Source organism: Rhodococcus sp. NPDC054953 (genome assembly GCF_053609225.1).
The window spans coordinates 299,637-313,341 of the sequence record NZ_JBSGXD010000001.1; the positions used below are offsets into that span (position 1 = coordinate 299,637).

At 71.0% G+C, this 13,705-nt stretch carries 12 protein-coding genes, 1 pseudogene and 1 riboswitch; of the genes and pseudogenes, 9 read left to right on the top strand and 4 right to left on the bottom strand.

Translation table 11 applies throughout. The features are described 5' to 3' along the window. Positions 1-51 precede the first annotated feature (51 nt). A riboswitch (SAM riboswitch) is annotated at positions 52-168 on the bottom strand. 126 nt (positions 169-294) lie between these two features. Together ACWF62_RS01305 and ACWF62_RS01310 are read left to right on the top strand one after the other, a co-directional pair. Then, positions 295-1,689, top strand: a complete 1,395-nt coding sequence (locus ACWF62_RS01305; protein WP_378569753.1) for an amino acid permease — start codon at positions 295-297, stop codon at positions 1,687-1,689. Positions 1,690-1,747: 58 nt separating this feature from the next. Further along, positions 1,748-2,377 carry an AMIN-like domain-containing (lipo)protein gene (locus tag ACWF62_RS01310; RefSeq protein WP_378505974.1) on the top strand — a complete coding sequence of 210 codons (630 nt, stop codon included), beginning with the start codon at positions 1,748-1,750 and terminating at the stop codon, positions 2,375-2,377. 19 nt (positions 2,378-2,396) lie between these two features. Here the strand turns inward: ACWF62_RS01310 and ACWF62_RS01315 are convergent, their stop codons facing one another. Then, a complete protein-coding gene (locus ACWF62_RS01315; protein WP_378505975.1) occupies positions 2,397-2,714 on the bottom strand; it encodes a hypothetical protein in 318 nt (105 codons plus the stop codon). Positions 2,715-2,830: 116 nt separating this feature from the next. On the opposite strand from ACWF62_RS01315, the gene ACWF62_RS01320 reads away from it, so the two are divergent. Beyond that, positions 2,831-5,629, top strand: coding sequence for a DEAD/DEAH box helicase (locus tag ACWF62_RS01320; protein ID WP_452629282.1), 2,799 nt, complete (start codon positions 2,831-2,833; stop codon positions 5,627-5,629). Continuing rightward, complete coding sequence (locus tag ACWF62_RS01325) at positions 5,626-6,339, top strand: SWIM zinc finger family protein (protein WP_452629251.1); 714 nt, start codon at positions 5,626-5,628, stop codon at positions 6,337-6,339. Before ACWF62_RS01320 ends, ACWF62_RS01325 begins: the two co-directional genes overlap by 4 nt. A gap of 50 nt (positions 6,340-6,389) precedes the next feature. Here the strand turns inward: ACWF62_RS01325 and ACWF62_RS01330 are convergent, their stop codons facing one another. Then, the gene (locus ACWF62_RS01330) at positions 6,390-6,899 is read right to left on the bottom strand and encodes a hypothetical protein (protein WP_452629252.1); all 510 of its coding nucleotides are present in this window, start codon (positions 6,897-6,899) and stop codon (positions 6,390-6,392) included. A 200-nt stretch (positions 6,900-7,099) separates the two neighbouring features. On the opposite strand from ACWF62_RS01330, the gene ACWF62_RS01335 reads away from it, so the two are divergent. From ACWF62_RS01335 to ACWF62_RS01355, 5 genes are read left to right on the top strand one after another with little or no spacing between them, the layout of a single operon-like run. After that, positions 7,100-8,638 (top strand): CoA-acylating methylmalonate-semialdehyde dehydrogenase, encoded by a 1,539-nt coding sequence (locus ACWF62_RS01335; protein WP_452629253.1) that lies wholly within the window; start codon positions 7,100-7,102, stop codon positions 8,636-8,638. A 10-nt stretch (positions 8,639-8,648) separates the two neighbouring features. Next, complete coding sequence (locus tag ACWF62_RS01340) at positions 8,649-9,800, top strand: acyl-CoA dehydrogenase family protein (protein ID WP_452629254.1); 1,152 nt, start codon at positions 8,649-8,651, stop codon at positions 9,798-9,800. Then, complete coding sequence (locus tag ACWF62_RS01345; RefSeq protein ID WP_452629255.1) at positions 9,797-10,870, top strand: enoyl-CoA hydratase/isomerase family protein; 1,074 nt, start codon at positions 9,797-9,799, stop codon at positions 10,868-10,870. The genes ACWF62_RS01340 and ACWF62_RS01345 overlap by 4 nt, the downstream gene beginning before the upstream one ends. Beyond that, positions 10,867-11,769: a 3-hydroxyisobutyrate dehydrogenase gene (gene mmsB, locus ACWF62_RS01350; RefSeq protein WP_452629256.1), complete on the top strand. Its 903-nt coding sequence runs from the start codon at positions 10,867-10,869 to the stop codon at positions 11,767-11,769. Before ACWF62_RS01345 ends, mmsB begins: the two co-directional genes overlap by 4 nt. 8 nt (positions 11,770-11,777) lie before the next feature. After that, positions 11,778-12,554 (top strand): enoyl-CoA hydratase, encoded by a 777-nt coding sequence (locus ACWF62_RS01355; RefSeq protein ID WP_452629283.1) that lies wholly within the window; start codon positions 11,778-11,780, stop codon positions 12,552-12,554. On the opposite strand, the gene ACWF62_RS01360 is transcribed toward ACWF62_RS01355, so the two are convergent. Further along, complete coding sequence (locus tag ACWF62_RS01360) at positions 12,544-13,395, bottom strand: hypothetical protein (protein ID WP_452629257.1); 852 nt, start codon at positions 13,393-13,395, stop codon at positions 12,544-12,546. The genes ACWF62_RS01355 and ACWF62_RS01360 overlap by 11 nt on opposite strands. A gap of 26 nt (positions 13,396-13,421) precedes the next feature. Further along, positions 13,422-13,610 (bottom strand): annotated as a pseudogene (locus ACWF62_RS01365) (MarR family transcriptional regulator); the annotation flags it as partial. Between the last annotated feature and the right edge of the window lie 95 nt (positions 13,611-13,705).

The following is a 13,705-nucleotide window of genomic DNA, read 5'->3' on the forward strand; positions in this document are numbered from 1 at the left end:
CATGGTGAACCTCCGGTGGGTCGTGGCCCTGTCGGTGGGTCCGTCCCAGCGGACCCGCGCTTGTCATCCGACGTGTTCTCGAACAACCAGGTCATCACCCGGGGCACCCCACCGCGGATGGAGGGTTGCCGACCAGCGAGCCGGGGCTTGGCACTGGCACTCATGACCTGGCAGCGATCTTAGCGTCAGCGGTCGAACCCGCGGCATCGGGGCGGAGCCGCGATCGGGTGACCCGCGTAACACGACTAAAGTCCTGGTCGCACGCATGCCCGACCAGTCTGGGGGATTTCCGCAGTGAAGGACGCCGCGTCGGCGCTGACCCGGGGTTTGTCGGCCCGCCACATCCGTTTCATCGCGCTCGGCTCGGCGATCGGGACCGGACTGTTCTACGGCTCGGCCGAGGCCATCGAGAAGGCCGGACCGTCGGTGCTGCTGGCGTACCTGATCGGCGGCGTCGTCGTCTACATCGTGCTGCGGGCGCTCGGTGAGATGGCGGTCCGCAACCCGGTCTCCGGCTCGTTCGGCGAGTACGCAGGCAAACACCTCGGACCGCTCGCCGGATTCCTGACCGGCTGGACCTACACGTTCGAGATGATCGTCGTGTGCCTCGCCGACGTCACCGCGTTCGGCGTCTACATGGGCTTCTGGTTCCCCGATGTCCCCCGCTGGATCTGGGTGTTGGCGATCGTGTTCTTCATCGGGGCACTGAACCTGCTCAGCGTCAAGGTGTTCGGCGAGCTGGAGTTCTGGTTCACCCTGGTCAAGGTGGCCGCGATCATCGCGATGATCGCGGCGGGCGTTGCGATCCTGATCTTCGGGTTCGGCATCCACGACACCTCCGAGGGGGTGAGCAACCTGTGGGCCGAGGGCGGCTTCTTCGCGAACGGCTTCGGCGGGTTCGTCGCCTGCTTCGCGATTGTCATGTTCGCGTTCGGCGGCACCGAGATCATCGGCATCACCGCCGGCGAGGCCGAGGATCCGGCCCGCACGATTCCCCGCGCCGTGAACACGGTGCCCGCGCGGATCATGCTGTTCTACATTGCGACGCTGGCGGTGATCATGGCGATCACCCCGTGGCATTCGGTCGGCACCGAGGGCAGCCCGTTCGTGCAGATCTTCGAGGGCCTCGGGGTTGGGCCGGCCGCGGCCGTGCTGAACGTCGTCGTCATCACCGCGGCCCTGTCCGCGATCAACAGCGACATCTTCGGCGCAGGCCGGATGATGTACGGCATGGCGCAGCGGGGTCAGGCGCCTGCCGTGATGACGCGGGTGACCCGGGCCGGGGTGCCGTGGATGACGGTGGTGGTGATGATCGGCGCGCTGCTGGTCGCGGTGCTGTTGAACTACCTGATCCCCGAATCGGTGTTCCTCGTCATCGCGTCGATCGCCACCTTCGCCACCATCTTCGTGTGGGTGATGATCCTGCTGTCGCAGTACCGGTCCCGCCGCCGGATGAGCGACGCGGAGGTGGCGGCGCTGACCTTCCCGGTCCCGCTGTGGCCGTACGCGCAGCTCGCGGCGCTCGCGTTCCTCGGCTTCGTGATCGTGGTCCTCGCATTCGACGCCGACACCAGGGTGGCCCTCGTCGTTGGTGCGGTGTGGTTGGTCGGTCTCGCGCTGGCGTACCTGCGGTTCGTCCGGCCCGCCGGTGACCGGCCGGATCCGGTTCCCGCCGACCAGCCCCGATGACACCGCTACCCTGAGCGGCGCCGGGCACCCGGTGACCACCGACCGGGAGGACAACACCGTGCCAGGAACCGGACGATCAGCGAGCGGGCTGGCCGCCCTCATCCCCGTCGCGGTGCTGCTCGGCGGGTGCGGCACGCCCGACGGCGACACCCACGCGGACGGGCCAGCCAGGGGCGGCACGTGTCAACGATTCGAGTCGTTCTCCGGGCAGCTCGTCGTCGGCAACCCGGACGCGGCGCCCCCGACCCGGGTGCTGGTGCCGGTGGAGCCGGGGGCGGCGCTGCCGCAGCCACCCGACCTTCCGTCGCTGGTGTCGATCGGGGTGGACCGGGAACCGGGCCGCGACAGCGTCGTCCTCGAACTCGGGGGCGACGGCACCACGGGGTGGGCCGCCCGCTTCGTGCAGATGCCGCTGCTGCGGGGGACGGACGACCCCGTCGCGGTCCCCGGGGCGTGCATCCTGCAGGTCGACCTGACCGGGATCGACCCCGGCCAGCCGGGGGAGGGCGGCGGTCCGACCCGGATCACGCCGGACGGCGACGCGACCTCCCCGGTCGTCGAGGTGCTGAGCTATCCGACCGGCGACGGGGTGAAGCAGGTCTTCGTCGGTACCCGCAGCGGTGCCCCGGAGGTGACGGTCGGGTCGGTCGACGCCCGCCGCGCGATCACCATCACGATCTCGTCCTAACCCGCATCCTGGCGGCGCGTCACGGCAGCGGGAACCGGGTCGCGGCAAGGGAGGCGTAGTCGGTCCCGTCGTGCCCGACCATCCACGAGCCACCCTGCTGGTGGCAGGTAGCGACCACATCGAAGGCCTTCATCAGGAACAGGATCGCGTCCTCGGCGTTCGGCGCGAGGGCGAGCTGATGGGATTCACCGGGCCGGGCCATGTCCAGCCAGACGCCCCGGTTGCCGTCGAGTCGCATCCCGAGCACGTGGGTGACGTCGACGAACTGGTACTTGCGGTGCTGCCACGGCGTGCTGTGCGAGTAGCCCTGTTCGAGCACCTGAATCAGAATCGTCATCGCTGCCGGCCTCCAGCGTCATTATTCCGCCGGCCGCGGTCGTAAATCCAGGTGTCGGGCCCGGGTGATTGGATGGTCCGGTGGTGCACGCGCTGTGGTCCCCCGGGTCGGGCCTGATGCTCTGGCGCGACGCCGCAGCTCCCGGCGACGCCGCCGATCTGCCGTCGCCGCTGCCCGGTGTGTTGGGTCGCCGGTTCCGGCACCGTGCCACCGTCGCACTGCCGAACGGCGACGGCACCGTCGCGGAGGTGACGGTGCCCGCGTTGGCGTTGGCGCCGCCCGCCGCCGCCTCCCTGCTGCTCGACCTGCCCGCCGCCGATCCCCGGCTGTCCGGCGACCTCCGCTACCTGATCCACGTCGCGCGGGGGGTGTGTCGGTGGGCGGAGGCCGGGCGGGTGGTGCCGGACCTGCGCCGCGAGGACGGCCAGTGGTGGGTGCGGTGGCGGCTGCTCGGTGGCGACGGGCAGCGCGCGTGGCTCGCCGAACTCGCGGTCGCGATGCCCGGCGTGCTGCGCGCCGCCGGTGGCAGGCAGGCCCTCGAGGCGTTCGTGGAGACGCTCACCGATCCGATCGTGCGGGGCCGGCTCGCGGGCCGGGACGCCAGCCATCCGCTGCTGCACGCGCTGCTCACCGACACCCCGCTCGCGGTGGCCGACGCGGGCGGGGCGGCGCAGGCGGAGGCCCGGCTGACCCGATGGCGGGAGTCGGCCACCGCGCAGGAACCGGATCTGGTGCTCCGACTCCTCGAGCCCGACGACTCGGGGGACGATCCCGAGGACGCGCTGTGGCGGCTCGAGGTGTGCCTGCGTCCGGCGGGGGAGGCGCCGGCACCGGTCCGGCACACCGACCCGGACGGGCTCCGGCTCGCGTTGCGCAAACTCGCGGTCGCGATGGAGGCCTATCCGCGTCTGCGCGCCGTCCCCACCGACCCGGACGGGCTTGACCTGCTGCTGCCGTTGCCGGTGGTCACCGACCTCGTCGCGCACGGTGCCCGCGAGCTCGCCGCCGCCGGGATCGCGCTGCTGCTGCCGAGGGAATGGATGATCGCCGCGCCCTCCCTGCGGCTGACGGTGACCAGCCCGCCGGTGCTGCTCGACACCGACGACCGGGCCGTCGGGCTCGGCCAGCTGCTGTCCTACAACTGGGAACTCGCCGTCGGCGACCTAGTGCTCACCGCCGCCGAACTGGACCGGCTCGCCAGCTCCGCCTCGGATCTGGTCCGGCTGCGGGGTCGCTGGGTGCAGGCCGACGGGGCGGCGCTCGCGAGGGCCGCGAAGTACGTCGGCGCACGACCCGATGACGCTTCGACGCTGGGTGGCCTGCTCGCCGAACTCGGGTCCGGCCCGCCTCCGCTGCCGGTCGACGAGATCGCGTCGACGGGATGGGTTGCGGCGCTGCTCGATTCCCGGTCGCGTCCCGAACCGGTTGCCGTCCCGGCGGGGCTGGCCGCGACGCTGCGGCCCTACCAGCGGCGCGGACTGGACTGGCTGGCGTTCATGTCCAAGCTCGGGCTCGGTGCGGTCCTCGCCGACGACATGGGGCTCGGAAAAACGGTGCAGGTGCTGGCGTTGCTCGCCCACGAGCGGGAGACGGCAGGCCGGACACAGCCCGATCCGGTCCCACCGACGCTGCTGGTGTGCCCGATGTCGGTGGTGGGTAACTGGCAGCGCGAGGCGGCGACCTTCACCCCGCGCCTGCGGGTATACGTCCACCACGGCGCGGGCCGACTGCGCGGCGACGCGCTGATCGCCGCGGCGACCGGACACGACCTCGTCGTCACCACCTATGCGCTCGCCGCCCGCGACCGCGACGTGCTGGGTGGGATCGGCTGGGGGCGGGTGGTTCTCGATGAGGCGCAGCACGTGAAGAACGCGGGGACGGCGCAGTCGCGGGCGGTGCGCGCGATACCCGCCCGGCACCGGTTGGCGTTGACCGGCACGCCCGTCGAGAACCGGCTTGAGGAACTGCGCGCGATCCTCGACTTCGCGAACCCCGGGCTGCTCGGGTCGCCGCAGCAGTTCCGGGCCCGGTTCGCGGTCCCGATCGAACGCGAACGCGACCAGGCGGCGCTGGCGCGGCTCACCGCGGTCACCGCACCGTTCGTGTTGCGCCGGGTCAAGACCGACCCGGCGGTGATCTCGGATCTCCCGGACAAGTTCGAGATGACGGTGCGCGCCAACCTGACCGCCGAGCAGGCGAGCCTGTACCGGGCGGTGCTCGACGACATGACCCGGCGACTGCGGGACGCCGACAATCCGCGCGCCCGCAAGGGGGTGGTGCTCGCGGCGCTGACCCGGCTCAAGCAGGTGTGCAATCATCCCGCGCACTACCTCGCGGACGGGTCGGCGGTGCTGCGCCGCGGCAGGCACCGGTCCGGGAAGCTCGCCCTCGTCGAGGACATCGTCGACGCCGTCCTCGGGGACGGTGAGCGGGTGCTGCTGTTTACCCAGTTCCGGGAGTTCGGGTCGATCGTCGCGCCGTACCTCGCCGAGCGGTTCGGGGTGCAGGTCCCGTTCCTGCACGGCGGGGTGCCGCGGACCGCCCGCGACGCGATGGTGCGGGACTTCCAGCAGGGCGCGTCGACGACGCCGATCATGCTGCTCTCCCTCAAGGCCGGCGGCACCGGACTCAACCTGACCGCCGCCAATCACGTCGTGCACCTGGACCGGTGGTGGAATCCGGCGGTGGAGAACCAGGCCACCGACCGGGCGTTCCGGATCGGGCAACGCCGGGACGTGCAGGTGCGCAAGCTGCTGTGCGTCGGCACCCTCGAGGAACGGATCGACGCGATGCTTACCGGCAAGGCGGAACTGGCGGACCTCGCGGTCGGGGTGGGGGAGAAGTGGATCACCGAGATGAGTGACGACGAGCTCGCCGCGCTGATGCGCCTCGGCCCCGACGCGGTCGGCGAATGAGCAGCCGTGCGGTGCCCCGTCGGGCGGCCACGCCCGGCTGGGGTCGGTCCCTGCTCGCGGCCATCGAACGCTCCGTCGAGGTGGCCCGCCTCGCGCGCGGGCGCAGCCACGTCCGGGCGGGCCAGGTGCTCGGGACGCGGATCGCGCCGGGCCTGGTGATCGGCGAAGTACAGGGCAGTCAGAACGAGCCGTTCACCGCGACGGTCACGGTCCGCCGCCTCGACGCCGCGGAACTGGGCGAGGTGGTGGACCGGGTCCGCGGCACGCCGGGAGTGCTCGCGTCGGTCGCGGCGGGCCAGGTGCCCGCCGAGCTCGGGGAGCTGCTGCTGCCGACCGGGTCGGGCGACATCGACTTCGGGTGCACCTGCCCGGACCAGGGGTGGCCGTGCCGGCACGCGGCCGCGCTGGTCGCGGTGACGGCGGAGCGGCTCGACACCGACCCGACGCTGCTGCTGACGCTGCGCGGGGTGGACCTTGACACCCTGATCCACGGCGTCGACGACCGCTCCGACGGACCCGAGGATCCGGGGGACTGGTTCGGCGACGCGACGGACCTGCCCGGGCTGCCGCGCCCGCCGATCGCGCCAGCGCCGCAGGAGCTGAACCCGGTGCACCTGCATGCCGCGCTGCGGGCGACCGCCCCCGGCGACCACGACCTCGTCCGGGCCGCCCGCGACCTCGACGACCTCTATTCGGCCCTCGGGGGATAGCGCTCGTCGTCATTCCGGTCGGGCCGCCATCGGGTCGGCGGACATGGCGGCTACCGGGGTGCGCCGGAGGGGCAGGAATCGATCGGTGCCTCGACGGTGGCGCTGCCTGCGACCTCGAAGACGAAGGTGACCGCCGCGCTCCGCCCCGGCTGCACCCATTCTTCCAGTTGGTACATCAGCACGTGGATCGGTTCGTCCGGTGCCATCGGCGTGTCGAGCTGCTCGACGGGTTGACCGGCGGCGAGGGCGGACCCGCCGGCGAGGAGGAGCAGATCCGGCGCAGCCTCAATGGTCACCGACTGCGCAGCGTCGCTGGTGATTCCGACCAGGCGATCGGGCTCCCGGCCGGTGTTGACCGCCGTGAAGGACAGTTCCGACGGGCCGTCGCGTTGCAGGTCGCAGGTTCCGGGTTCGACCGAGGGGGTGATTCGAACGTTCCGCAGGTCGATGCCGCCCACCTCGGCCTGGCTGCCGTACGCGTGCGGAATGTCCTCGACCGGGTTGGCGCCACCCCAGCAGCCGGACACCGTGCCGGCGATCGCGATGGTGCCGAGAGTCATCCCTGATCTGCGTCGCATGTTGGTGGGATGACCGTTTCTGGGCGCCGTCAAACATCACGGTCCGGGTGGCTCCGGCGGGCATGCGCGGCAGGGCGGGTCGTACCTCTCGGTGCGCCGATCTAGACATACATGGACATCCAACTATAGGATGAGCACATATTCGCGAGGATCGCTCACGCTCTCAGTCAGGACGGTTGGTCATGGTTCAGGAACTCACGCACTTCGTCGGCGGCAAGCGCATCCCCGGTAGCTCCGGCAGGTTCGCCGACGTCTTCGATCCCAACACCGGTCAGGTGCAGGCCCGCGTCCCGCTGGCCGACCGCGCCGAGACGGAGGGGATCATCGCCAACGCCGAAGCGGCGCAGCGGGAATGGGCCGCGTTCAACCCGCAGAAGCGGGCCCGGGTGCTGATCAGGTTCCTCCAGTTGGTGCAGGACGAGATGGACTCGCTCGCCCGCCTGCTGTCCTCCGAGCACGGCAAGACCGTCCCCGACGCGCGGGGCGACATTCAGCGCGGCCTCGAGGTCATCGAATTCGCGCTCGGTGCCCCGCATCTGCTCAAGGGCGAATACACCGAATCCGCGGGCACCGGCATCGACGTCTATTCGATGCGCCAGCCGCTCGGCGTCGTCGCGGGCATCACCCCGTTCAACTTCCCGGCGATGATCCCGCTGTGGAAGGCGGGCCCGGCCCTCGTCGCGGGCAACGCGTTCATCCTCAAGCCGTCCGAGCGCGACCCGTCGGTGCCGCTGCGCCTCGCCGAGCTGTTCCTCGAGGCCGGCCTGCCCGCGGGCGTGTTCAACGTGGTCAACGGCGACAAGGAGGTCGTCGACGTGCTGCTCACCGACGATCGGGTCAGGGCGGTCGGCTTTGTCGGGTCCACCCCGATCGCGCAGTACATCTACGAGACCGCCGCCGCCAACGGCAAGCGCGCCCAATGCTTCGGCGGCGCGAAGAACCACGCGATCGTGATGCCCGACGCCGACCTCGACGAGGTTGCGGACGCCCTGGTCGGGGCGGCGTACGGGTCCGCGGGCGAGCGCTGCATGGCGCTGTCGGTCGCGGTGCCGGTCGGTGAGGAGACCGCCGACGCGCTGGTCGCGAAGCTCACCGAGCGGGTCGGGAGGCTGACGATCGGCCGCTCCGACGACGAGGGTGTCGACTTCGGGCCGCTGGTCAGCCGGGACGCCGTCGACCGGGTGAACCACTACATCCAGGTCGGCATCGACGAGGGCGCCGACCTGGTCGTCGACGGCCGCGGCTTCTCCCTCGCGGGCAACGAGGACGGCTTCTTCACCGGCGCAACCCTGTTCGACCGGGTCACCACCGACATGGCGATCTACCGGGAGGAGGTCTTCGGCCCGGTGCTGGTCGTCACCCGCGCCGCCGACTACGAGGAGGCGCTGCGGCTGCCCTCCGAGCACGAGTACGGCAACGGCGTCGCGATCTTCACCCGGGACGGCGACACCGCCCGCGACTTCGCGAACCGGGTCAACGTCGGCATGGTCGGCGTCAACGTCCCGATCCCGGTTCCGATCGCCTACCACACCTTCGGGGGCTGGAAGCGGTCCGGATTCGGCGACCTGAACCAGCACGGCCCGGACTCGTTCCGCTTCTATACCAAGACCAAGACGGTCACCCAGCGCTGGCCGTCGGGCACCAAGGAGCATCCTGAGCTGAAGAGCCGCTCCGTGGACTCGGCTCCCGGCGACCACTTCGTCATCCCGACGATGGACTAGGGCGGCCGGCATGTTCACCCTCACCGACGATGAGCGGGCCATCGCCGAGACCGCCCGCGACTTCGCCGCCGAGTACCTGGCACCCAACGCGATCGAATGGGACCAGACCAAGCACTTCCCGGTGGACGTGCTGCGGAAGGCGGGCGCGCTCGGCATGGGCGGCATCTACATCCGCGAGGACGTGGGCGGGTCGGGCCTGACCCGGCTCGACTCCGTCCGTATCTTCGAGCAGCTCGCGGCCGGGGATCCGTCGATCGCCGCGTACCTCTCGATCCACAACATGGTCACGTGGATGATCGACACCTACGGCACCGACGCGCAGCGCCGCCGCTGGGTGCCCGCGCTGGCCACGATGGAGCACCTCGGCAGCTACTGCCTGACCGAGCCGGGCGCCGGGTCGGACGCGGCGGCCCTGTCCACCAAGGCCGTCCGGGACGGCGACGATTACCTGCTCACCGGGGTGAAGCAGTTCATCTCCGGCGCGGGCACCTCGGACGTGTACGTGGTGATGGCCCGGACCGGCGATGCGGGCCCGCGCGGCATCTCGGCGTTCCTCGTCCCGAAGGACGCGGCCGGGCTCTCGTTCGGTGCGAACGAGAAGAAGATGGGCTGGAATGCGCAGCCGACCCGGCAGGTGGTCATGGACGCCGTGCGGGTACCCGCGGCGAACCTGCTCGGCGGTGAGGGCAACGGATTCCGCATCGCGATGGCGGGGCTCAACGGCGGTCGCCTCAACATCGCGGCGTGTTCGGTGGGCGGTGCTCAGGCGGCGCTGGAGAAGGCCGTCGCGTATCTCGGTGAGCGGCGCGCATTCGGTGCGCCGCTGGTGAATTCGCAGGCGCTTCAGTTTCAGCTCGCGGACATGCGCACCGAGCTCGAAGCGGCCCGCACGCTGCTGTGGCGGGCGGCGGCCGCGCTCGACTCCGACGCCGAAGACAAGGTCGAACTGTGTGCGATGGCGAAGCGGTTCGCCACCGACACCGGTTTCGAGGTGGCGAATCGCGCGCTGCAGATGCACGGTGGATACGGGTATCTCGCCGAGTACGGTCTGGAGAAGATCGTCCGGGATCTGCGGGTCCATCAGATCCTGGAGGGCAGCAACGAGATCATGCGGGTGGTGGTCGCCCGCAGCGTGGTGGCAGGAAAGGCGGACGCGACGTGAGCAGCGTGAACGAACCGGAGGTCATCGCGGCGCGGGTCGGCGCGATCGGCAGGCTGACCCTCAACCGGCCTCGCGCGATCAACGCCCTCAACCATGCGATGGTGCGGACGATGGCGTCCGCTCTGCTCGAATGGGAGGCCGACCCGCAGGTCCGGGCGGTGGTGGTGGACGGGGCCGGGGAACGCGGGCTGTGTGCGGGCGGCGACATCGTCGCCATCCACGATGACGCCAAGTTCGGCCGCACCGGCTCCCGCGACTTCTGGCGCGACGAATACATCCTCAACGCCGCGATCGGCAGCTACCCCAAGCCGTACGTGGCGATCATGGACGGCATTGTGATGGGCGGCGGGGTCGGCATCTCCGCGCACGGCAGCGTCCGTGTCGTCACCGAACGATCGTCGATCGCGATGCCGGAGACCGGGATCGGCTTCGTCCCCGACGTCGGCGGCACCCACCTGCTGTCCCGGGCGCCCGGCGAGATCGGCACCCATGTGGCGCTGACCGCCGGGCGGCTGAACGCCGGTGACGCCATCGCGCTCGGGTTCGCCGACCACTTCGTGCCGTCGGACTCCCTCGGCCCGTTCGTTGCCGCCCTCGCATCCGGGTCGGTCCCGGATGCGCTCGCCGAGTTCGAGCGCCCCGCACCGGAATCCCCGCTGCTCGGGCAGCGCTCCTGGATCGACGCCGCCTACGGTGCCGACACCGTGGAGGAGATCGTCGCCCGGTTGCAGGGCAGCGACGTCCCCGAGGCGCGGAAGGCGGCCGAGCAGATCCTCGGCAAGTCGCCGGTCGCGCTGAAGGTGACGCTGCGCTCGCTGCGCCACGCCCGCACCCTGGGCAGCCTGGAGGAGGTGCTGGGCGAGGAATTCCGGGTCTCCGTCGCCGCACTCGACTCGCACGACCTCGTCGAGGGCATCCGCGCCCAGGTCATCGACAAGGATCGCACCCCGCGGTGGGCGCCAGCCACCCTCGCCGACGTCACCGCGGCCGACGTCGACCGCTACTTCCAGCCGCTCGGCGACCTCGAACTCGGGCTCGCCGCACCCGACCTCGAAGGGGTCCGACCATGACCACCCACCCCACCGTCGCCTTCCTCGGTCTCGGGCACATGGGCGGCCCGATGGCCGCGAACCTCGTGAAGGCCGGCTATCCGGTCACCGGGTTCGACCCGGTGCCCGCCGCCCAGACCCAGGCGTTCAAGGACGGTGTCACGGTCGTTGACACCGCCGCGGCCGCGGTCGCGGACGCCGACGTGGTGATCACGATGTTGCCGAACGGCAGGCTGGTCCTCGACCTGTACGCCGAGATCCTCGCGGTCGCCAAGGCGGGCACCCTGTTCGTCGACAGCTCCACCATCGACGTCGCCGACGCCCGCGAGGCAGCGGACCGCGCGCACGCCGCCGGTCACCGCGCCGTCGACGCTCCCGTCTCCGGCGGCGTTGCCGGGGCAGCGGCGGGCACCCTCGCGTTCATGGTCGGCGGCTCCGAGGCCGACTTTGCGTCGGCCCGGCCCCTGCTCGACGTCATGGGCGCCAAGGTGGTGCACTGCGGCGGATCCGGGGTCGGGCAGGCAGCGAAGATCTGCAACAACATGATCCTCGGCATTTCGATGATTGCGGTCAGCGAGGCGTTCGTTCTCGGCGAGAAGCTCGGGCTGACCCACCAGGCGCTGTTCGATGTCGCGTCCAATGCATCCGGCCAGTGCTGGTCGCTGACCAGCTACTGCCCGGTGCCCGGCCCGCTGCCGACGAGCCCCGCGAACAACGACTATCAGCCCGGTTTCGCCACCGCGCTGATGGACAAGGACCTCGGGCTGGCCGCGAACGCGCTGCGCGCGGCGGGCGTCGAGGACGGGCTCGGTCTGCGCGCCGCCGAGCTGTACCACCGGTTCAACACCGAAGGGCATGGCGGTGAGGACTTCTCCGCCATCGTAGGCGACATCCGCAGCCGATCCAGGGACAGTGAGTGAGCACCGACGTGAGCGAGTACGAGACCATCCTGACCGAGCGCACGGGCCGCGTCGGCGTCGTCACCCTGAACCGGCCGAGGGCCCTCAACGCGCTCAACAGCCGCCTGATGGGCGAGGTCGTTGCCGCGGTGGAGGCGTTCGACGCGGACGAGCAGATCGGCGCGATCGTCGTCACCGGCTCGGAGCGGGCCTTCGCGGCGGGCGCCGACATCAAGGAGATGCAACCCAAGACGTTCGCGCAGGTGTATGCGGAAGACCTGTTCTCCCAGTGGGATCGGCTGTCCTCGGTGCGCACCCCGATGATTGCCGCGGTGTCCGGGTACGCCCTCGGCGGCGGCTGCGAACTGGCGATGCTCTGCGACTTCATCATCGCGTCCGACACCGCGAGGTTCGGTCAGCCGGAGATCACGCTCGGCGTCATCCCCGGCATCGGCGGCTCCCAGCGGCTGACCCGCGCGGTCGGCAAGGCCAAGGCCATGGACCTGTGCCTGACCGGACGCACGATGGACGCGGAGGAGGCCGAGCGCGCCGGCCTCGTCGCCCGCATCGTCCCCGCCGCCGAACTGCAGGGTACCGCGCTCGACGCGGCGACCACGATCGCGTCGATGTCGCTGCCGATCGCGATCATGGCCAAGGAGGCGGTCAACCGGTCGTTCGAGACCACCCTCGCCGAGGGCGTGAAGTTCGAACGGCGCGTGTTTCATTCGACGTTCGCGACCGCCGACCAGAAGGAAGGCATGGCCGCGTTCGTCGAGAAGCGGGCGCCGACATTCGTCAACGGCTGACGGGGGCACCGGCGGCGGCGAGGAGCACTGCGCCCCGCGCCGCCACCGACGCCGGATCCGCCACGTCCGCGACCGGAAGGCCGAGGAGCTCCTGCAGGTGGGTGCCGAGGCCGGGTAGCTGGGCACCACCGCCGAGCAGGACCGCGGTGGTGGGGGAGACGCCACTTTCCCGAACCATCTTGTCCAGCAACGAGGTCGACGCGGCCAGGTCGTCGCGGATCAGCCTGGTGAGGTCGCCTGCGGTCACCACCGTCGCCGCACCGGTGTGCGGATCGGTGACGGTCGCGACCCGATCGATGGTGAGCTGCCGGGTGACCTCTGCGCAGTGCTGCAGGTCCCGCCACACGCCGGCCGCGGCCAGCGTCTCCTGCACCAGCTGGTCGAGGCGGTCCCCGCAGACCAGGGCGCTGCGCCGGGAGGTGATGATCGTTCCGGTCGCCCCCTCGGCAAGGCACAGCGACAGTCCGGAACGGCCGATGTCGTAGAGCACCGCGACGGCGTGCCGGGGGAGCGCTCCGGTGAACCGCAGATACCGCACCTGCGCTGCGGTTTCCGCGAGCACCCGGACATGCTGGCGGCCGGCCACCGAGCCCAGATCCGCCGCGATCTCGGGTTCGAGGCCGGACCGCACCGTCACCGCGGTCGCGGCGACGGCCTCACCCCGCTCGGCGGCCACCGCACGCAGCGTGCGGATGGCGGACACCGCGGGCTCGCCGATCGACACCCCCGGCCCGCGCCCGACAGCGCAGCGGGCCACCGGCTCGTGGTGGGGACGATCCGGCAGCGACAGCACCGCGCGGGCCCCGCTCGCTCCCGCCGAGACACCGAGAACCAGCGCCACTGTCGAACTCCTCGTCGCAGATCACGTCACCATCGGGTCGGCGCGCCCCCGGTGTCGAAGTCGCCTGCCTCGCGGCGCAACTCCGCGAGGATGCGGACCAGGGTGTCGAGTTTATCCGCGGACAGGCCGGGAGCCGCGAACACCTTGCTGTTGAGTCGCTCCGTTGCCTCAAGCGCCAGATCGCGCCCGGCCTTGGTGATTTCGACCAGCGTCGTGGGGCAGGCGCTCGGGGGGGGAAACCAGCGCACCAGGACCACCCTCCCGAGACGGTTGGCAGAACTTGTGAACAAAGGCGGGGGAAACCAAAAAA

What these genes read in the sequence shown, in the direction of transcription:
- ACWF62_RS01315 (WP_378505975.1), bottom strand. Translation starts at nt 2,714, where the DNA reads ATGACGATTCTGATTCAGGTGCTCGAACAGGGCTACTCGCACAGCACG.
- ACWF62_RS01320 (WP_452629282.1), top strand. Translation starts at nt 2,831, where the DNA reads ATGCTCTGGCGCGACGCCGCAGCTCCCGGCGACGCCGCCGATCTGCCG.
- ACWF62_RS01325 (WP_452629251.1), top strand. Translation starts at nt 5,626, where the DNA reads ATGAGCAGCCGTGCGGTGCCCCGTCGGGCGGCCACGCCCGGCTGGGGT.
- ACWF62_RS01330 (WP_452629252.1), bottom strand. Translation starts at nt 6,899, where the DNA reads ATGACTCTCGGCACCATCGCGATCGCCGGCACGGTGTCCGGCTGCTGG.
- ACWF62_RS01335 (WP_452629253.1), top strand. Translation starts at nt 7,100, where the DNA reads ATGGTTCAGGAACTCACGCACTTCGTCGGCGGCAAGCGCATCCCCGGT.
- ACWF62_RS01340 (WP_452629254.1), top strand. Translation starts at nt 8,649, where the DNA reads ATGTTCACCCTCACCGACGATGAGCGGGCCATCGCCGAGACCGCCCGC.
- mmsB (WP_452629256.1), top strand. Translation starts at nt 10,867, where the DNA reads ATGACCACCCACCCCACCGTCGCCTTCCTCGGTCTCGGGCACATGGGC.